This is a genomic window from Psychroserpens mesophilus (assembly GCF_000826645.1).
Lineage (GTDB): Bacteria > Bacteroidota > Bacteroidia > Flavobacteriales > Flavobacteriaceae > Psychroserpens > Psychroserpens mesophilus.
Genome location: NZ_JXJP01000031.1, coordinates 1 through 20,151 on the forward strand (window position 1 = coordinate 1; position 20,151 = coordinate 20,151).

The window sequence follows — 20,151 nt, forward strand, 5'->3', positions numbered from 1 at the left end:
GCAGTTAATCAACCAACACTTTTAAGACAAACGTATTTAATCGATCCTGATGGCAATATTGAATTTCCTATTCTGGGTACAATTAAGCTTGGCGGACTGACACGAGTTGAGGCGACAGATATGTTAAAAACTCGTATAGGCGAATATGTTAAGGAGTTTATTGTCAATATTCGACTAATTAATTTTACAATTACTGTATTAGGAGAAGTAAACAGACCTGGCACTTATACTGTACAAAACGAACGGATTTCCATGACTCAGGCTTTAGGCCTAGCTGGAGATTTAACCATCTTTGGAAAACGAGATAATATTTTTCTAATTCGCGAAATAGATGGCAAAAAGAAATATGCCAAATTTGATTTGAGATCAATTAACGTGGTTAATTCACAAACCTACTACCTCACACAAAATGATGTTATTTATGTAGAACCAAACAATGCGAAAATTAAATCCTCATCTTACAACCCTAATACTGGAGTTTTAATTAGTGCCATTTCTACCTTAGCAACGATAACTGCCATTTTCCTAGTTAATAATTAATATTAACACCCAATCTTATGTCTACAAATTCAATTAATAATAAAGAAAACATCGTAGAATTATTTGAGTTGTATCTATCGAAATGGAAACTCATACTATTTTGTTTAATCATTGCTATTGCAGTAGCATTTTTCAAAATACGTTATAGCACATTTCTATATCAGGCTAATGCTACGATTAAGTTAAAAGAAGATGAAAACTCTAGAAGTCTGGCAGAAATATCTTCACTTCAAAATGGTGGACTAGCAAGTACGTTACCTAATGTAACAGATGAAGTAGCTGTGATAAAATCCAGATCAATATTAACCCAAGTCGTTAAGGATTTAAAACTGAATATTAAATATTATGTGAGTGGTAAGGTTAAAAAAGAAGAGATTTATCTAAATCCACCCGTAAATATTAATTTCTTTTTAAGTGATTCTGAAGTTTCAGAAATTAACGAATCGTTGTTCATTAAAATAATATCTGAGCAAAAATTTGAATTGTCAAAAGTTAATACTAATAAGCTTTTAGAATTTGAAGATGGTGAAAAAACAGTCCATAGCTTTGGAGATAAAATAAAAGGCGATTTTGGTGATTTTGTAATTACGCCAAATATTGGAAACTATGGTTCAGATCCTGGATCTTATGTCGAAATAAGCATCAGTCCTATTCACACGGTTGTTGAATCTTATCTTAATAATATAAAAATTAATACTGCAGATAAGTCAAATGTTATTACGCTGTCTTTAAAAGAAAGTATAAAGGAAAAAGCACGCCTTATTTTAGATAAAACTATTGAGAAATATAATGAAGATGTTATAAATGATAAAGATCAGATTATAGAGACAACTTCAGATTTTATCACAAGCAGGTTAAATGTCGTTTCTAATGAATTAGAACAAGTCGACTTTACTGCTGAAAAGCTTCAAAAAGACAATAGATTAACAGCTTTATCGTCACAATCAAATATCTTTCTGGAGAGCGAGCGTCAAACCGAAGCTAAGATCAATCAAACCAGCAATCAATTGCAGTTGGTTGAATTTATGAGTGATCGATTAAAAAAGGAAGATACAGATTCTGATTTACTACCTGCAGATATTGGCATTGCTGATGGAAATGTAGCTCAAATTACCAAGAGCCACAATGAACTTGTCTTACAACGTGATCGCATCTTAAAAAATTCAAGTGAAAAAAATCCGACAGTTATTAAATTGAATGATCAAATAAATGCACTCAAACAAAACCTGAATCAAAGTTTGAATAATATCAAATCTGCTAATGAAATCACATTAAATAATCTCAACAGAGAAGATTCACGTATTCGAGGTCAAATTTATTCAGCTCCTGGAAAAGAACGTCAGTTTCGAGATATTAAACGTCAACAAGACATAAAAGAGTCGCTATACCTCTATTTACTAGAAAAACGTGAAGAAACAGCGATTACATTAGGCATGTCAACATCGAATGCCAAAATAATTGATTATGCCTACACAAATAATGATCCAGTATCGCCAAAGAAAAACGTCATTTATTTAGCCGCTATTCTCATTGGTTTATTTGTGCCTGTATCATTTATTTATGTCAAAAATTTATTAGATACTAAAGTACATTCAAAAGATGATTTACAAAAACTCATAAAAGCACCTTATTTAGGTGATATCCCAAAATCTGACAAGAAGCATCTTATGGTTCAAAAAGTTGATTATTCGCCTAAAGCTGAAGCATTCAGAATCATCAGGTCGAATATTAATTTTATGCTTCAGAGTAAAAAGAATTCATGTAAAACTTTGTTTGTTACATCCACTACTGCCCAAGAAGGTAAATCACATACATCAACAAACTTGGCGAAATCATTTTCATTTTCTGAGAAAAAAGTATTGTTAATAGAAACTGATATTAGAGTTCCTAGAGTCAATGACTACTTAGATATTAATCCAGATAAAGGTTTAACAGATTATATTTCAGATAAATCGTTAAGCATTAGCGATGTGACGTTGAGTGTTGAGGATAATGCATTTTTAGATGTTATTCCATCGGGAACTATTCCTCCTAATCCTGCCGAATTACTAATGAGTGATCGCATTAATGAACTCTTTGATATTGCTAAACAAAGTTACGATTATATAGTTGTAGATACAGCTGCTGTAGGACTTGTTACAGACACGCTTTTAATTAGCGACCATGCTGATATGTTTATTTATGTTGTTAGTGTTAATAATATTGATAAACGTCAGTTACATATAGCGCAAACACTTTATGATGAAAAACGTTTACCAAATATGGCTTTGCTTTTAAATGGTACAGTTAAAAAGAAAGGTTATGGTTATGGTTATGGAAATAATCCACAACGAAAAAAGAAGAGATTCGGAATTATATAATAAAAAAAGCCACATGTGGCTTTTTTTATTATAACTTTCGTCGTGCTTTTTCCTTCTTAAGTAAATTGAGTTCTCTACTTGTTTGTCCGGCAACAGAGGTATTTTCTTCTGCACGTCGTATCAAATATGGCATTACATCCTTTACTGGTCCGAAAGGCACATATTTAGCCACATTGTAACCTTGTTCGGCTAAATTAAAACTAATATGATCACTCATTCCGTATAGCTGACCAAACCATACATTGTTATCTTTTTTATCAATACCAAGCTTCTGCATTAAATGCATTGCCAAGTAACAACTTTGTTCATTATGCGTTCCTATAAATAATGAAATATCACTCAAATTGTTTAAAATATAAGTCATACACGAATTAAAATTCTCATCTGTAGCTAACTTAGTTTCACAAATAGGTGATTGATAGCCTTTTTCTTCAGCTCTATCACGCTCTTTTTCCATGTAAGCTCCTCTAACAATCTTAAAACCGACTTTATAACTTTGAGCTTTAGCACGTTCGTGAATTCCTTTTAAATACTCAAATCTGTCCCAACGATAGGTTTGTAAGGTGTTGTAAACAATAGGCTTATCCTGATTATACTTGCACATCATTGCTTCACAAAGGTCGTCGGCAGCATCTTGCATCCAGCTTTCTTCTCCATCAATTAAGACTTCAACATCTTTTTCTTTTGCCAAACGACAAACCGTATCAAAACGAGCTACGATTCTATTCCATTCGTCTTGTTCCTGAGGTGTAAACGCTTTTCCTTCTCCTTTTTTCTGATAGAGATAAAAGCGACCAAAACCAGTTGGCTTAAACACCACAATTGGCATGGCTTCTTTCTCATCGGCAAATTTGATAATCTTTATGATTTTATCTCTGGCTTCGTCAAAAGTGGACTCCTCCTCTTTGCCTTCAACCGAATAATCTAACACAGAACTCACGCCTTTGGTAAACATTTTGTCGATTACTGGTAAACAATCTTCTTCATTAACACCTCCACAAAAATGATCAAATACCGTAGAACGTATCAAACCCTCTACAGGTAAATTTGCTTTTAAAGCAAAATTGGTTGCAGCAGTTCCTATTCTAACTAAAGGCTGATGAGAAATCATCTTGAATAAAAAATAAGCGCGTTCTAACTGAGCATCATTTTTGAGCGCAAAAGCGACTTCAGTATTGTCAAAAAGTGTGTTTGAATTCATTCAAAAAAAATATATATCAAAAATAATTATTTGGTTGCTATTATTTTACTAAAAACCTCTAATTTTCCACTTTCTTATTAAGATACTAAAGACTATGAATTCCATAGAGACCAAAACATATACAGTCCATTTTAATACTAAAGGTTATGAAGAACTCAATAGCTACTTAGATTCTCATCATTTTTCAAAGATTTTCATTCTTGTTGACTCCAATACCCATGAGCATTGCCTACCAGAATTTATGTCTCAGTTACACACTGAAATTTCTATTGAGGTCATTGAAATTGAAACTGGTGAGCAATACAAAACTATTGATACCTGTGTTGGTGTATGGAATGTTTTATCTGAATTAAATGCCGACCGAAAAAGTATTTTATTAAATCTTGGTGGTGGTGTTGTTACAGATCTTGGTGGATTTGTGGCTAGTACCTTCAAAAGAGGGATTAAGTATGTAAATATTCCAACCTCATTACTAGCCATGGTTGATGCATCTGTTGGCGGGAAAACTGGTGTTGATCTTGGTACTGTGAAAAATCAAATTGGTGTGATTAACTCTGGAGATATGGTTATCATTGACACCTCTTTTTTGAATACACTTCCGCAAAACCAATTGAAATCTGGATTGGCTGAAATGCTTAAACACGGTCTTATAAAAGATAGAGCCTACTTTGAAACATTAACCGATTTATCTAAGCTTACACTAAATGATTTGGATGATTTAATTCATGAATCTGTGGTAATTAAAAAAAACATAGTTACAGAAGATCCAAATGAACAAGGCATACGAAAACATCTAAATTTTGGTCATACATTAGGACATGCTATTGAATCCTATTTTTTGGAATCAGAAACTAAAGATCAATTGCTACATGGTGAAGCTATAGCGATAGGTATGATTTTAGAATGTTATTTATCAACCAAGTTACTAACGTTTTCAAAAAAAGATTTAGACCTAGTTACTAAGGCAATCCATTCTATTTATAAACCTGTTCAATTTGAAAACAGTGATTATGAACCCATAATTGATCTTTTAAAATATGATAAGAAAAATGAACATGGTAATGTCAATTTTGTCTTATTAGAAGCTATTGGCTTACCTAAAATTGATTGTTTGGTTTCAAATGATTTAATTTTTGAAGCGTTTGAATATTACAATACATCAAGATTATAGTTAAATAAAACACCTTTGCCTATACAATTCAGACGAATCAGTTCAAGCCCTATTGAATCAAAAAAACTACCAATTAAATTGATAGTTTTTCATCTCTTTCTCATAGCAATTTTACGATACTATCATAAATAAGAAAGTACTGCGGTTCAGTTCAATTGAGTTATAGTAACTAAGGTCTATCATACATACGTTGTTTTTGAGATTATGGTTTTTCAGACTGTTTTTTTAATTGTGATTTATATAAAATGCTTAACTTTAAAACATACAATAACGTACGCATATGAAAAGCCTGATTGAAACATTCTATAGTGCCTTTAGCGATTTAGATTCAGAAACTATGGTTAATTGTTACCATGATGATATTGTATTTGAAGATCCAGCATTTGGAGTTTTAAAAGGAGAACGCGCTAAAAACATGTGGCGAATGTTGTGTGAATCGCAAAAAAACAAAGATTTTCAAGTATCCTATTCAAACATTAAAGCTCATGAGAATGAAGGTTCAGCAACTTGGGAAGCGTTTTACACCTTCAGTAAAACAGGTCGTAAAGTTCATAATACGATTCAAGCGCATTTTGAGTTTAAAGACGGAAAAATCAGTAAACATACAGATACATTCAATTTATACAAATGGTCAAAACAAGCACTTGGCTTAAAAGGATTTGTTTTAGGAAAGACCAAGTACTTCAAGCATAAATTGAAAGTTCAAACCAATAGATTACTGGATGTATATGAAAAACATAAAGCCAACTCAAATTAATGAACTGGCTTTTAATTGTAATCTGTACTGTTTCTTTTTAGGGACTAAACGTTTACTTTATGTTTCAGTCATGATTACATGGTAGATTATTCAAATTCTATGCCATAGTTCTAGAAAGCAGGTTTTAAGAATACTCAGGTTTTTTTCCTTTAACATCTTTAAAAAAAGATTTCATAAACTTGAAATCGGCTTCAACATCCTCTGTTGGATAAAAGGGTTCCGACACATGATTTACTTTATTTTCAAAGTCAAGTGTAAACATGATTATTGGTACATTGGCCTCTTTAGCGATATAGTAAAATCCCGTTTTCCACTCTGCTACTTTTTTTCGTGTACCCTCTGGAGCTAATGTTAGTCTGAACTCGTGTTTATCGTTAAACAACTGTGCAATCGCCTGAACCTTATTTTGACCCGAAGTTCGGTCTAAAGGCGCTCCACCGACAGCTCTGAAATAATAACCAAAAGGCCATGTAAACAATTCCTTTTTACCAACAAAATTAGTTTTAACATTAGTGATTTTTCTAAGTAGTAATCCTATGTAGAAATCATGCCAACTCGTATGAGGTAACGCAATTATGACAGCTTTTTTTACAGTGTCTTTTGAAAAATTAGTGTTTCCGGTAATTTTCCAACCAAGAAGTTTAAAATAGATAAATTTAGCCAGCCATCGCATATTACATTTTTTGATATAACCCTTTGAGCTTATCTCTGGTAATCACTTGTTTCCAGTTTTTTCCAACAGCATTTATCCAAAGGGGTTCTAAACCTAGAGCAACATCAATCATAATATCAAATTCTTCGTCACTCAAATGAGCACACAAGCCTTGAGGTAAATGGATTTGATGCTTTTTTTTCATTTGTTTGAAGAGTTTGACACCATCCGGATAAAATTCTTCTAAATGATCAAACACGACGCAATTTCCAATGCCATGTTTAGTACCTAATAAATATGAAAGTCCGTAACTCAGTGCATGAGCAACACCAACCTGAGAATAAGCAATGCTCATACCTCCATGCCATGACGCCATCATGAGTTTATCTTGTGAATCTTCAACAGACAAATTATCTTCCATAAAAATCTCCAGACAAAGTTGATATGCTTTTTCACCATAACTCTGGCTAAAGGCGTTGAGATAAGTCCCGTTTAAAGATTCAATACAATGAATATAACAATCCATTCCTGTATAAAACCACTGATCTTTCGGAACATCTTTGGTTAGCTCTGGATCTAAAATAACCTGATCAAAAGGTGTGTAATCTGAATTGATTCCAAGTTTCTTTTGAGGACCTGTAAGCACAGTTGTTCGTGACACCTCTGCTCCTGTTCCTGAAATGGTAGGAACACCAACATGATATATGGCAGGCGTTTTTACCAAATCCCAACCTTGATAATTTTTGGCTTCACCTTCATTAGTTAAAAGAATCGCTACAGCTTTAGCGAGATCTAAAATGGTTCCTCCACCAATTCCAATAATACCAGACGGACGGTCTTTATGGTTTAAAATAATTTGCTCTACAAGCTCATCAACTTGTGAAGTTTTAGGCTCTTCATCTGCAGAGATATAAAGTAATTGATCATTATATGCCAGAGGAATACGAGACGTAAGCCACGAATTTCCTTTAAACACATCATCAACCAAAAAAATAAATGGTGCTTTTATGTTTTTCCTTTTAGGCGAAATAATATCGCCCAATTGGTTAAAACTTCCTCGTCCAAATACAACTCTGGACACCATTGGATAATTTTTATAGTTCATTCGTTTTTGAATCTTAAATAAAGCTTTGCTTTAATATTTTAGTTTAAAACCTGAATCACATCAAGTAAACTATGTACTGTTTTATATGTCTTATGTTTTACGTCATCGTCCTTAACCTGTTCATGTAACCATGTGGTATGAAAAGGAACATGAATTGCTTTGGCTTTTATGTTGATTAAAGGCAAAATGTCAGATTTTAATGAATTTCCTATCATTAAAAACTCAGAAGGTTTTATATCTAAATGGTTTAATAATTTAGAATAATTAGCTTCCTGTTTATCGCTAAGCACTTCTATATGATGAAAATAATCTGTTAATCCAGACTTATCTAATTTTCGTTCTTGATCTAATAAATCCCCTTTGGTTACCAAAATTAACCTGTAATTATTAGATAAGGATTTCAAAACGTCTTCAACACCTTCAAGTAATTCTACGGGTTTGTTCAACATGTCTTTTCCAAGGTTCAAAATAGCATTAATTGTTGAATTGGAAACTTCATTATTTGATAATTCTAATGCCATTTCTACCATTGATAATACAAATCCTTTGACACCATAACCGTAAATTGGAAGGTTTTTCATTTCCATTTTAAAAAGTTCTTGGTCAATTTTATTAGCAGTTTCATATCTCGCTAGAAGTCTTGCAAACTCTAATTCTGCGTCTCTAAAGTACGTTTCATTTACCCAAAGCGTATCATCGGCATCAAACCCTATTACTTTTATGTCTTTATATTCGTTATTCAATTATTCCAGAGTTTTTTAGCGCGTTCAAGATCTTCAGGTGTGTCAATCTCAACACCTTCAACTGTTGTTTCAACCATTTTAATTCGCTTACCATATTCTAAATAGCGAATACATTCAATTTTTTCAGTTGCTTCAATAAATTGCATAGGTAGCTTATAAAAATCTAACAAAGCTTGTTTTCTAAAGGCATAAATCCCTTTATGTTTAAAATAACGAGCTCCTGCATCTTTGTCTCTAGGATATGGAATAGGACTTCTTGAAAAATAAAGTGCGAAATTATTTTGATCCACAATTACTTTCACTGTATTCGGATTATTAATTTCATCCCAATCGTGAATTTCTACCATTAACGATGCTAAATCAATCTCTTGGTGATGATCGTCTTCAAAAGCTTTGAGCACTTTTTCTAAGCTTTCACGCTCAGTAAAAGGTTCATCACCTTGCACATTAACAACAATATCAACATCAAGATCTGTAACAGCTTCAGCGATTCTGTCACTTCCAGATTGATGTTCTTTTTTACTCATTATTGCCTTTCCTCCATTCGATACAATTTCATTAAAGATAATATCACTGTCTGTCACGACATACACATCATCAAATAATTTAGTAGCAACCGTTGCTTCGTAAGTTCTGAGTATGACAGATTTTCCAGCTAAATTCTGCATGAGTTTACCTGGAAATCGCGATGCACTGTAACGTGCAGGTATCATTGAAATTATTTTCATGGATGGTTGAAAGAATTCATTCAAAAATAAAACTTTTAAAGGAATTTAAGGCTGACTTGGTCTAATCTTTTTATAAAGTCTGAAAATGAGATATAAAATGATTAAAACAAATACAAATGCTATAACTGGAATAAAAATCGATAGTACAGACATGACGACTGAAGTCCCTGTTTCTATAGTAGAAACTAGGGGATTTGCAATGCCACCTGTTGTTGCTGTGGATGCCAAACGTGTTGCACCAGAACTTCCTGCGACCGCAGCAGCTGTTCCTCCTCCAGCAATAATAGCCAAAGCCCAAGTTATAACCGGACTTAAATCGGCAACGGTAGAAACCATCACTGCTGTTCCTGCGATGGCAGCCAAAGGAATTGCTATCGAATCTAAAGCATTATCTACATAGGGAATATAGTAAGCAAAAATCTCTACTAAAGTTGCTACACCAAGTGTAATTACAGCCGTTAAACTACCTATCCATTGCCAGGATTCGTTGAGTTCCCAAACATTAAAATAAGACGCTAAACTTAAGGCAAACAAAGGAACAAAAACTCTAAAGCCAACAGACGCTGATAAGCCAATGCCTAAAAAAATACTGATTATAGTTTCGGTTGTAATCATTTAGATATCTTCAAAAAATTCATCTTTAAAGCCAATAAGATACAACTTTTCTTTTGCTCTAGTAACAGCAGTATATAACCATCTTAAATAGTCTCTATCGACACCATTTGGCAAATAAGGTTGCTCAACAAAAATAGTATGCCATTGACCTCCTTGCGATTTATGACAAGTAATGGCATAAGAAAATTTGACCTGCAGAGCATTAAAATGCTTATTCCCTTTTATTTTGAGAAACTTCTTGTAATTAGATGCTTCATCTTCATAATCTTTTTGCACTTCCTGATACAATCGGTTACTATCTTCATAAGGTAAAGAAGGTGTTTCTGCCTCTATGGTATCTAATAATAATACGGTTTCAAAAGGTCTCATTTTAGGATAATCTACCATTTGTACTTTCACTTCCGCGAAACGAAATCCGTATAATTCTGTGATAGAAAAAATTTCTAAAACCTGAATAATATCACCATTGGCTATAAATCCGGCTTCAGTAGTAGGCTTAATCCAGAAATAATTGTTTTTAACAACCATTAAAAAATCACCAACGGTCAATTCATTTTCATTGAAAAGAATTCTATTTCGTATTTGCTGATTATACAAATTTGCGCGCTTGTTACTTCTGACTATGATTGCTGTTTCTTCGTGTCCATTTTCACTATAAGCATCGTTAATAGCATCCATAACTTCATGCCCATCAATTAAACGAACAATATCTGTAAACCCATTAACATTAAATTTAAAGGATTCATAAAATTCATTATCAAGCACTTCTCTAAGTCGTGTTGCATTTTCAAGAATACCAGAATCCTGCTCTTGTCGAACGACTTCATCTAACTCTATACTGATAACATCTTTATTGTAATTCATACCCAGTATATGAGCATTCAGGGCAGGACTTAAATCAGATTTTACTGGAGGTAATTGCGCTTTATCACCTATTAACAGCAATTTACATTTATGTCCGGAATACACATACTGCATTAAATCATCAAGTAGAGAACCGTTTTCAAAAAGTTTTGAGTCTGAAGCAATATCAGGAATCATCGAAGCTTCATCTACAATAAAAATAGTGTTTTTATGTTTATTGGATTGTAATACGAATTTGACGCCTCCGCCTTTATCTTTTTTTGGAAAATATATTTTTTTATGAATTGTAAAAGCTTCGTTTTTTGAATAATTAGAAATAACTTTTGCAGCTCTTCCTGTTGGAGCCATTAAAACTGCACTTCGCTTGGTTTCCCATAAATTAGAGACTAATGTTCCAATAATGCTGGTTTTTCCTGTACCAGCAAAACCTTTCAGAAGATATAAGTTGTTAGGTACATCACTATACACAAACTGAGACAATTGCTCTAAAACAATCAATTGTTTTGTTGTTGGTTCGAAAGGAAACTTTTGTTTTAGAAGTTTATAAAATTCTAGTGAAGTCATGTAAAGTAATCTGAATATCGTTTTGAATGCAAGATAAAACTAAAAATGGGCTCACCTAAAATGCTTTTCAATATTTAATTTATATAAAACAATTTTTATATCTTACACTTTTAATTCTTTTTTGTTTCTAAGATTTTTGTGAACAAAAAAAATTTGTAGATTTGCGTAATACCTTTACTAAAAATAACTAATAAAATAAACTAACTATGTTAACAGCAATTCTTACAGTTGTAGGTTTAATAATCCTTACGGTTGGTATCGTGTGGTTAATCGATAAATTTGTTCCAAAAAAGGCAAAGCCAATTATTAACATTTTGCTTTGGTTACTCATTATCTTTTTAGGTTACAAGACCTTTGATTCTGTTTACGGAGAAATTAAATTTAATCAACTAAAAGAAAAGCGCTACAAGGTAGTTATTGAAAGTCTTAAAGATATTAGAGATGCACAATTAGCTCATAGAACTGTAACTGGAAAGTTTTCTAATAATTTTGAAGATTTAATAAAATTTGTCGATACTGCTAAATTCACAATCACACAACGTAGAGATTCAACAATTCTTGATTTAGAAAAAACCAAACGTTTTGGTGGCGTAGAATCCTTCTCAGATATCGTAATCATTGACACTCTTGGATTTGTACCTGTTAAAGATTCATTATTTGGTGCAGATCCTCGTTATAGATCGATGATGAATGTACCAGGAGCACAAGAAGGTGCGAAATTTAAACTTGAAGCTGGTAAATTAGCTGAAGAAAATATCGCTGTTTTTGAAGCTTCTGTTGATAAATCAGTTATTCTTTATGATCAAGACAAAAACTTAGTAAATAAAGAAAAGCAGGTTGTAGCTGTTGATGGCGTAAATGGTCCGACTTTGAAAGTTGGTTCTATGACTGAAGTATATACTAAAGGAAATTGGCCTAAAAGTTTCAACACCAAAAAAGAAGACTAGGTTTGAAACCAAATACTATTAAAGATTTGTCCATTCAAATTCGTTTGAGTGGACTTTCTTTTTGCATTCTAAATCGCTCTACAAATACCATAGAACGACTTCAGCACATGCAATCGGAAAAAAAAGCAACACCATTTGAGTTACTCAATCAGCTAAAAACCATTATTGAAACTAATGCTGATTTTAGCCAACCCTTTGATTCCGTTTTATGTATTTATCAAAATGAACTTTCTACTCTGGTTCCAAAATCATTGTTTAATGAAAATCATTTAGCAGATTATTTAAAATTCAATGCTAAAATACTTCAGACCGATTTTATAGATTACGACACGATAGCCATTAATGCTAGTGTAAATGTTTATGTACCATTGGTCAATGTGAATAATTATCTTTTTGATACCTTCGGGAGTTTTGTGTACAAACATGCATCGACCATTTTAATTGAATCTGTTTTACAACATTCTTCTAATCACAATGGTATTGAACTGTTTGTTAATGTTGGTCATTTACATTTTGAAATGATTGCCGCAAAAGATAAACAACTAATTTATTACAACACCTTCGATTACAGCACCAAAGAAGATTTTATCTACTACATCCTGTTTACAATTGAACAACTTAAACTCAATCCAGAAACGGTAAAAATTAATTTGACCGGACAAATAACTAAAGACGATGAATTATATAGTATCGTCTATAAATATGTTCGTTTTGTAGCGTTTTTAGAACCTGTTTGCACATATCAATTTAAAGCCACCAATGAACCCAAAGAAAAGCATAGTAATTTTATTCTCTTAAATAGTTTCAATTAATGCGAATTATCTCAGGACAGTTTAAAGGCAGACGAATTACTGCTCCAAAAAAATTACCCGTTCGTCCTACGACAGACATGGCTAAAGAATCGTTGTTTAATATTTTAAACAATCAATACTACTTTGATGACATTTCGGTTTTAGATTTGTTCGCTGGAACAGGGAACATAAGTTACGAATTCGCCTCTCGAGGCACAGAACACATTACTGCTGTAGATGAACATTATGGATGCATAAAATTCATAAATGATACGGCTGAAGACTTTGACATGTCGATAATGACCATTAAAAGCGATGTCTTTAAATATCTTGAAAAAGCCCAGCAAAAGTTTACCATCATTTTTGCAGATCCTCCATATGATTTTCCTGTTGAAGAATTTGCGAAAATTCCACAATTGGTATTTCAAAATGAATTGTTAGAAGATGAAGGCTTATTAATCGTTGAACATTCTAAACATACCGATTTATCGCATTTAGAACAATATTCACACTCAAAAAGTTATGGTGGGAATATGTTTAGTTTTTTTGCTGTAACTTCTGAAACATAAAAAACCCTCTTAAAATAAGAAGGTTTTTTTGTAGATAAGTAAATCTATAAGCCGAATTCTGTACGTCTTTTCCTGAACCTAAATCCTAAAAAAACGTCCTTATCATTTATCTGCGTTTGCTGTTACCAGCAAACTTTAGCTGCCTACCCTCTAGCATCGCGCGTGCACGCTCAAGCACTAGTTTACATGACATTGCACCACATAGAGTTTACCTGATTTCACTACAGCATGACCTGTACATTCTTTCTGTTGCACTTTTCCTCACCTCTCGGTGGATGGCTGTTAACCACTATGATTGCACTTTGGTGTTCGGACTTTCCTCTATTTGTAAAACAAACAGCGATAAGGCGATTTACTAACGGCAAAAATACAATTAATTGTTAATAACTCCTTTTAATTTAAAGCCTCATAATTCCTATTTTTATGCTTAATTTTTAACTTTGTTTTTCTAAGATTTTTTAATGGAACATTTCATCGTATCGGCTCGAAAATACAGACCACAAACATTTAAAGATGTTGTTGGTCAGCAGGCTATTACCAATACGTTATTGAATGCTATTGAAAATAATCATTTAGCACAAGCATTGCTGTTTACTGGTCCACGTGGTGTTGGCAAAACAACTTGTGCTCGTATTCTCGCAAAAATGATTAATAGTGATGGTACAGAAACTGAAGACGAAGATTTCGCTTTTAACATTTTTGAATTAGATGCAGCCTCTAATAATTCTGTTGATGATATTAGAAATTTAACCGATCAAGTTCGAATTCCGCCTCAGGTTGGCAAATACAAAGTATATATTATTGATGAGGTCCATATGTTATCAGCATCTGCTTTTAACGCCTTTTTAAAAACTTTAGAAGAACCACCAAAACATTGCATTTTTATTCTAGCAACTACTGAAAAACATAAAATAATACCAACCATATTATCGCGTTGTCAGATTTTTGATTTCAAACGGATTACTGTTAGTGATGCAAAAGAATATTTAAAATACATTGCCGAAGAACAAGGGATTATTGCTGAAGATGATGCTTTACATATTATTGCGCAAAAAGCAGATGGAGCCATGCGAGATGCACTTTCTATCTTTGATCGTGTTGTGAGTTTTTCGGGTAATAACCTTACACGTCAAGCAGTCACTGAAAATTTAAATGTTCTTGATTACGAAACCTATTTTACAAGTACAGACTTAATTCTGGAAAATAAAATTCCTGAGTTGCTCATTCAGTTCAATGAAACCTTATCAAAAGGATTTGATGGTCATCACTATATCGCAGGATTAGCGTCACACTTTAGAGATTTGTTAGTTTGTCAAAATGAACAAACGCTGGAACTTTTGGAAGTTGGCGAAGACACAAAACTCAAATACCAAGAACAATCTCGGAAAGCAAGTCATAATTTCCTTATTAAAGGTATCGAACTCGCCAACGAATGTGATCTCAAATATAAAAGCAGTAGAAATCAACGCTTACTCGTTGAACTTTGCCTCATGCAATTAGCCTCTATCACTTTTGATGGAGAAAAAAAAAATAGCAAGCATTACATAATTCCTGCATCTTACTTTAAATCTAAAGGTATTACGCCTATTCCTGTTGTGGTTCCAAAGCCATCTGAGAAAAAAGAAACGACAGAAGAGGTCAAAAACGATAAACCTAAAGCCGCTGAATCAACTTATTCGAACACACCTTTACCGAAACTTGAATTAAAAAAAGACACCAGAACTTCTGGATTATCTTTAAAAAGTATCAAAGCGAAGAAAGAACATCTTATCAAACAGATGGAAGTTGTTATAGATGTTGAGGACTTACCAAGAGAAGATGTTTCTGAAGAAGACTTCTTAAAAACATGGAATAGTTACGTGAAACGACTTCATAAAAAAGGTGAAAAAATTATGGCTTCCATTTTAGAAATGGATACTCCAAAATTAATAAATACTGATATAAAAATTACCTTTCCCAATGATACACTTAGGGTTGAACTGGAACGTGCTCAATATCCTTTGATGGAATATTTGCGTAAAACGCTAAGAAATTACGATTTAAAATTGGATATTAGTGTCAATGAAGAGCTTGCTAAGAAATATGCTTACACCACTCTAGAAAAGTATGAAAAACTTAAAGAGAAAAATCCGAGTATAGAACTCCTTCGAAAAACCTTTGGTTTAGATATTAACTAATTTGATTAATTTTAAATTATGAAAAAATCACTATTCATACTAGTATTTGCAGCTCTGGCCATTTTAAGTTGCAACAGACCTGAAAGTTCGAGAGAAAATCTTCAAAAATCAATTTCAGAATTTAGTAAAAAACATGCCGAATTAAATATTGTAGCTAGTTATTATCCTAAAGAATATACAGAAGTTAACACAGATTCAATAATCGCTAATACGTTTAGGGTTCGTATAAAAAATTATTCTAAAATGGACTCGCACATCTTGGTAGATTCTGAAACGAATGAGACCAAAACCAAAATAAATTACCATCGCGTGTTTGAATCTGAAATAAAAATCGCTTTAGCCTCCAAACCTTTGTTTAGCACAACCATTAATGCTAATGACTTTAAAGATTTATCACATCCTGAGTTTTGGAATAATGCCACTCTTGAGCATGTTTGGGTAAATCAAGAAGCTTCAAGTGATACCGAGCTTCACTTAAGTATTTCAATTATTAATCCTAAAAATAACACGTATAAATTGTACGAGCTAGTAGTCGATCATCGTGGTTCACAACACTTAAAAATAATAGAAGAACTCATTTAATATGCTAGGTTTAAAACTACCAACAGATCCTCGTTGGGTCAATATTGTTGAAAAAAATATTGAAGATATTTTAACAGATCACGCCTATTGTGAGCAAAAAGCAACAAGCACTGCGATTTCTTTAATTGTTAGCTTTCCTGAATATACCGAATTGGTTCAAGAAATGATTGCGCTTGTAAAGGAAGAAATTAGTCATTTCAAAATGGTTCATGATAAGATTTTGGCTAATGGCTGGACGCTTGGTCGTGACCGAAAAGATGATTATGTGATTCAGTTGCTGAAATTTTTCCCTAAAGGTGGAAGCCGAACGACGCAATTAGTACATCGTTTATTATATGCTGCACTTATTGAAGCGCGAAGCTGCGAACGTTTCAGGTTACTTTCGGAAGAATTAAAAGATAAAGAATTAGCTGAATTTTATAGAAAATTAATGGTCAGTGAAGCGAATCATTACACCATGTTTTTAGGATTTGCCAGACAATATGGAGATCGTAAGGAGGTGGACGAAAAATGGCAGCAGCTTCTTGAATATGAAGCAGATATCATGAAAGATCTTGGTAAACAAGAAACAATTCACGGTTAATTTACTATATTTATAATATAGACAATTTGCTATTTATCATGAAACAGATCTACCTATCAACATTGTTATTATTATTTGTTAGTGTAACTAATTCTCAAGATGAATTACTTCAAGGCGAATGGGTCTTAGATTCTATATTTGACTATGACATTTTAATTGAATATCCTGTTAACTCAACCTCTATAAATTTTGTTGATGATGAGATCACAATTAATAGTTTTTGTGGAGAAATCTATTTGAGTTCTTATATTGTCACTTCAGATACGACTATTGATATCATTGACATCCAAGGTCCTTTAGCAACTTGTCCAGATGATACTCAAAATTTCGAAATTCTTCCCTACATTGTGTTAGGCAACTCAGATGCCGAACCCGATGAGCTTATTTATACCGTTTCTGAAACTAATGGTATTACTAACCTAAATCTATATTCTGAATTTATAGAAAACGGTATTCCATCTGGAAGCAGTCTCTTCTTAACCAAAGTAACAACACCTAATACGTCATTAATTGGATCGTGGTATTTAGATAGTATTGTTATAGATGATGCTATTTACAATAATATTTATAATAATGAAAGTCTGTTTGAACTTGAAATAAACGCATCCAATGGAGCAGAAAACATTTATGATTTTAGTGGATTTGGAGTTTGTAATGCATTTGGAGGAACCATTTTACCTGGTCAAAGTCACCTAACTTTTACTGACCTAAATTTCACTTTACAAGACTGCGATGATACGCCTAGTATGATTTTTGAACAATTATATTACTATTCATTTTTAAATGATGGACAAAATTATCCTTTTGGTTTTTCTTTTTCCATAACTGGTGAAAATGACAACCAGATTTTATCCATAACAAATCCAACAAATGGAAATAAAGCAGTTTATGGTAAAACTCCTAATACTGAAATACTAACTAGAACTTGGTATTTATCAAGAATTGAAATCCCTGGAAACCCAACTATTGAAATACCAAATACTGAAAGTCCTTCAATAACTTTAACCAACGAAATAAACCCAATCACATTTAGAAACACTGCTTTTGGTGACGGTGAATGCAATGCGTTTATGAGTGATTATGAAGTTTCTTTAAGTAATGGTGATTATATCCAATTACTAGATTTTTCACCAACGCTTGCATTTTGTGAATCGGATTATGAAAGTGAATACTTTAATATTATTGGTTTTCCACCAAACAATTTCTGTGAATTCGAAATCATAAATAACGGAACCACATTGACTGTAACTGATTTATTAGGAGCAAGATTAGTGTTTGGAGATGAACCTTTATCTATTTCAGAAAATGATCTAAGCACAACACTTGTATCCTTGAAGAATAATCCTGTTAACTCTAAAATGAACTTATCAGTTGGTCAAACAGGCAGCAAATTAAGTTATAAATTATATTCTATTGAAGGAAAACTTGTTAAAGAGGCCGTTCTCAATTCAGAATCTATTTACGTAGACGATTTGAATTCTGGATTGTACTTTATCCGTTTCTTTAATAATTTAAACCAAGAGCAGACAACAAAATTTATCAAACAATAAAAAAAGCCTCAGTAAAAACTGAGGCTTTTTATTTATATATAAGATTCCTAAATTTTTATACCAAACCCAAACTGAAACGTTGTATTCTGTGCTTCAACATCAGTTAGGTCTTTATCAAGAATATTACTTAAACCATAATGCACTCTGGCATCGATGAACAATTCATCAGTAATCATATATTCTAAACCTCCTACACCTGAGAATGTAAAAGTTGCAAATCCATCTTGATTAGCCCAAGTTTTCAAACTTAACATTGGTCCAGCACCAACCGTAAACTTATTTCCAATTGAAATACGAGCCATAACAGGCAATTGAATGTAGTCTGCTCTTAAAGTTTCTTCTTTAGCACCTTCAGCAGAATACTGTAATTCAGTTAAAATCGAAAAACTATCGCTAATTCCGAAATCAGCGAAACCCGCAAAAGCAAACCCATTTCTGTGTTGGTTTACGAAAGTTGCGTCTGGATCAAAATCTAAATTCGAGACATTTAAAGCGCCTCTAACACCATAACTCGTGCCTTGAGCAACTGATAACGATGTAATACTTGCAAAAAATAATGTGAGGATAAGTGATTTCATTTTTATAATATTTTATTTTAAACAAACCCAATCATTTTAATTGAGTATTTTCAAAATGATGCCATATAAAAACAGCATAGATTTGAGACTGCTAATATATAATGAAAAATGAAATTAATAAATAAATAATGGATATCTAGTAAAAAAAGAGGTCAAACAACCTTATTTTTAAAGGTTTACACTTGAAACCGTTTCGTAGTAGATACTTTTTATAATTCCATCTGAAAGTCCGATTTTAGGAACATAAATATCCTTCGCTCCACTCCATTTCATGGCTGAAAGATAAATTCTTGTTGCAGGAATGATTACATCGGCTCGATCTTGATTTAACTCCAGTTCTGTAATTCGCTCTTCGTACGAGTAAGTTTGTAGCTTATTGTAATAAGTAGTTAAATAAAAGTACGTTAGTGGTTTACCAAGTGCCTTTCCAGAAATTTTAAATATTTTATTGATGTTTCCACCAGAACCAATTAAATCAATAGAGTCGAACCTTTTCGTATTAGTTTTAATCCATTCTTCTAGTTCAAACCAAGTTTCTTTTTTAACAATATCATTAAGTAGTCTTACCGTTCCTATTCTAAATGATTTAGATGCCACTGTATTTCCAAGATGAATTACAGAAAATTCTGTACTTCCTCCACCTACATCAACGTATAAGTAGGTTTTATCTTCTTTAATGTAAGACTGTAAATCTGTGGCAGCAATAATAGCAGCTTCTTCTTCACCATCAATAATATCAATATCTATCTTGGCTTTTTTAGAGATAAGTTTAACCATTTCCTTCCCATTATCTGCTTCTCGCATCGCTGATGTGGCACAAGCTTTATATTTCACAATTTTATGTGATTTCATAAGCAACTTGAAAGCCATCATGGTATCGAGCATTCGCTCTTTATTATCTTCGGAGATTTCTCCTTTTAAAAATACATCAGCTCCAAGACGAATAGGCACACGAACTAAGGATGTTTTTTTAAACTTAGTCGGCTGATTTTTTTGCTCAATGATACTTGAAATCAAAAGTCTGACGGCATTTGACCCAATATCAATTGCTGCGTATTTTTTAATGCTTAACAT

At 32.7% G+C, this 20,151-nt stretch carries 20 protein-coding genes and 1 other RNA gene; 11 read left to right on the top strand and 10 right to left on the bottom strand.

Annotated features, from left to right (window positions below; genetic code table 11):
• On the top strand, nucleotides 1–540 hold a 540-nt coding region (locus TD18_RS15740), incomplete at its 5' end, for a polysaccharide biosynthesis/export family protein (RefSeq protein WP_040254564.1).
• Between the two features lie 17 nt (nucleotides 541–557).
• Nucleotides 558–2,900, top strand: coding sequence for a GumC family protein (locus TD18_RS15745; RefSeq protein WP_040254566.1), 2,343 nt, complete (start codon nucleotides 558–560; stop codon nucleotides 2,898–2,900).
• Between the two features lie 28 nt (nucleotides 2,901–2,928).
• Here TD18_RS15745 and TD18_RS15750 read toward each other — a convergent pair whose 3' ends face one another.
• Nucleotides 2,929–4,101 carry a proline dehydrogenase family protein gene (locus TD18_RS15750; protein ID WP_040254569.1) on the bottom strand — a complete coding sequence of 391 codons (1,173 nt, stop codon included), beginning with the start codon at nucleotides 4,099–4,101 and terminating at the stop codon, nucleotides 2,929–2,931.
• Nucleotides 4,102–4,195: 94 nt separating this feature from the next.
• Between TD18_RS15750 and aroB the strand changes: the two genes are divergently transcribed.
• Nucleotides 4,196–5,272, top strand: a complete 1,077-nt coding sequence (gene aroB / locus TD18_RS15755) for a 3-dehydroquinate synthase (protein WP_040254571.1) — start codon at nucleotides 4,196–4,198, stop codon at nucleotides 5,270–5,272.
• Between the two features lie 280 nt (nucleotides 5,273–5,552).
• On the top strand, nucleotides 5,553–6,029 hold the full coding sequence (locus tag TD18_RS15760; protein ID WP_040254573.1) for a nuclear transport factor 2 family protein: 477 nt from the start codon (nucleotides 5,553–5,555) through the stop codon (nucleotides 6,027–6,029).
• A 124-nt stretch (nucleotides 6,030–6,153) separates the two neighbouring features.
• On the opposite strand, the gene TD18_RS15765 is transcribed toward TD18_RS15760, so the two are convergent.
• The 6 genes from TD18_RS15765 to TD18_RS15790 are packed head-to-tail and all read right to left on the bottom strand — an operon-like array spanning nucleotide 6,154 to nucleotide 11,300.
• Nucleotides 6,154–6,702 carry a 1-acyl-sn-glycerol-3-phosphate acyltransferase gene (locus TD18_RS15765; protein WP_040254577.1) on the bottom strand — a complete coding sequence of 183 codons (549 nt, stop codon included), beginning with the start codon at nucleotides 6,700–6,702 and terminating at the stop codon, nucleotides 6,154–6,156.
• Nucleotide 6,703: 1 nt separating this feature from the next.
• The gene (locus TD18_RS15770) at nucleotides 6,704–7,786 is read right to left on the bottom strand and encodes an iron-containing alcohol dehydrogenase family protein (protein ID WP_040254578.1); all 1,083 of its coding nucleotides are present in this window, start codon (nucleotides 7,784–7,786) and stop codon (nucleotides 6,704–6,706) included.
• Nucleotides 7,787–7,824: 38 nt separating this feature from the next.
• Complete coding sequence (locus TD18_RS15775) at nucleotides 7,825–8,529, bottom strand: HAD family hydrolase (RefSeq protein WP_040254579.1); 705 nt, start codon at nucleotides 8,527–8,529, stop codon at nucleotides 7,825–7,827.
• Nucleotides 8,526–9,257, bottom strand: a complete 732-nt coding sequence (gene kdsB, locus TD18_RS15780; RefSeq protein WP_040254580.1) for a 3-deoxy-manno-octulosonate cytidylyltransferase — start codon at nucleotides 9,255–9,257, stop codon at nucleotides 8,526–8,528. The genes TD18_RS15775 and kdsB overlap by 4 nt, the downstream gene beginning before the upstream one ends.
• A 45-nt stretch (nucleotides 9,258–9,302) precedes the next feature.
• Nucleotides 9,303–9,869: a DUF4126 domain-containing protein gene (locus tag TD18_RS15785; RefSeq protein WP_040254622.1), complete on the bottom strand. Its 567-nt coding sequence runs from the start codon at nucleotides 9,867–9,869 to the stop codon at nucleotides 9,303–9,305.
• Between the two features lie 3 nt (nucleotides 9,870–9,872).
• A complete protein-coding gene (locus TD18_RS15790; RefSeq protein ID WP_040254581.1) occupies nucleotides 9,873–11,300 on the bottom strand; it encodes an ATP-dependent DNA helicase in 1,428 nt (475 codons plus the stop codon).
• 206 nt (nucleotides 11,301–11,506) lie between these two features.
• Here TD18_RS15790 and TD18_RS15795 point away from each other — a divergent pair, with 206 nt between their 5' ends.
• Genes TD18_RS15795 through TD18_RS15805 form a run of 3 tightly spaced genes read left to right on the top strand, consistent with a single transcriptional unit; the run spans nucleotide 11,507 to nucleotide 13,607 of the window.
• On the top strand, nucleotides 11,507–12,247 hold the full coding sequence (locus TD18_RS15795) for a hypothetical protein (protein ID WP_040254583.1): 741 nt from the start codon (nucleotides 11,507–11,509) through the stop codon (nucleotides 12,245–12,247).
• Between the two features lie 2 nt (nucleotides 12,248–12,249).
• Nucleotides 12,250–13,059, top strand: a complete 810-nt coding sequence (locus TD18_RS15800) for a DUF3822 family protein (protein WP_040254587.1) — start codon at nucleotides 12,250–12,252, stop codon at nucleotides 13,057–13,059.
• Entirely contained in the window at nucleotides 13,059–13,607 is a 549-nt protein-coding gene (locus tag TD18_RS15805; RefSeq protein ID WP_040254589.1) for an RsmD family RNA methyltransferase, read from the top strand. Before TD18_RS15800 ends, TD18_RS15805 begins: the two co-directional genes overlap by 1 nt.
• Before the next feature lie 31 nt (nucleotides 13,608–13,638).
• On the opposite strand, the gene rnpB is transcribed toward TD18_RS15805, so the two are convergent.
• Nucleotides 13,639–13,966, bottom strand: an RNA gene (gene rnpB, locus TD18_RS16880) — RNase P RNA component class A.
• A gap of 102 nt (nucleotides 13,967–14,068) precedes the next feature.
• On the opposite strand from rnpB, the gene dnaX reads away from it, so the two are divergent.
• Genes dnaX through TD18_RS15825 form a run of 4 tightly spaced genes read left to right on the top strand, consistent with a single transcriptional unit; the run spans nucleotide 14,069 to nucleotide 18,499 of the window.
• Nucleotides 14,069–15,784 carry a DNA polymerase III subunit gamma/tau gene (gene dnaX / locus TD18_RS15810; protein WP_040254593.1) on the top strand — a complete coding sequence of 572 codons (1,716 nt, stop codon included), beginning with the start codon at nucleotides 14,069–14,071 and terminating at the stop codon, nucleotides 15,782–15,784.
• Between the two features lie 18 nt (nucleotides 15,785–15,802).
• Entirely contained in the window at nucleotides 15,803–16,366 is a 564-nt protein-coding gene (locus TD18_RS15815) for a hypothetical protein (RefSeq protein WP_040254595.1), read from the top strand.
• Nucleotide 16,367: 1 nt separating this feature from the next.
• The gene (gene miaE / locus TD18_RS15820) at nucleotides 16,368–16,949 is read left to right on the top strand and encodes a tRNA-(ms[2]io[6]A)-hydroxylase (RefSeq protein ID WP_040254597.1); all 582 of its coding nucleotides are present in this window, start codon (nucleotides 16,368–16,370) and stop codon (nucleotides 16,947–16,949) included.
• Nucleotides 16,950–16,987: 38 nt separating this feature from the next.
• Nucleotides 16,988–18,499 (top strand): T9SS type A sorting domain-containing protein, encoded by a 1,512-nt coding sequence (locus TD18_RS15825; protein WP_040254603.1) that lies wholly within the window; start codon nucleotides 16,988–16,990, stop codon nucleotides 18,497–18,499.
• A 47-nt stretch (nucleotides 18,500–18,546) separates the two neighbouring features.
• On the opposite strand, the gene TD18_RS15830 is transcribed toward TD18_RS15825, so the two are convergent.
• Both TD18_RS15830 and TD18_RS15835 read right to left on the bottom strand, forming a co-directional pair.
• Entirely contained in the window at nucleotides 18,547–19,077 is a 531-nt protein-coding gene (locus tag TD18_RS15830; protein WP_040254605.1) for a porin family protein, read from the bottom strand.
• Nucleotides 19,078–19,245: 168 nt separating this feature from the next.
• Nucleotides 19,246–20,151 carry a Ppx/GppA phosphatase family protein gene (locus TD18_RS15835; RefSeq protein ID WP_040254612.1) on the bottom strand — a complete coding sequence of 302 codons (906 nt, stop codon included), beginning with the start codon at nucleotides 20,149–20,151 and terminating at the stop codon, nucleotides 19,246–19,248.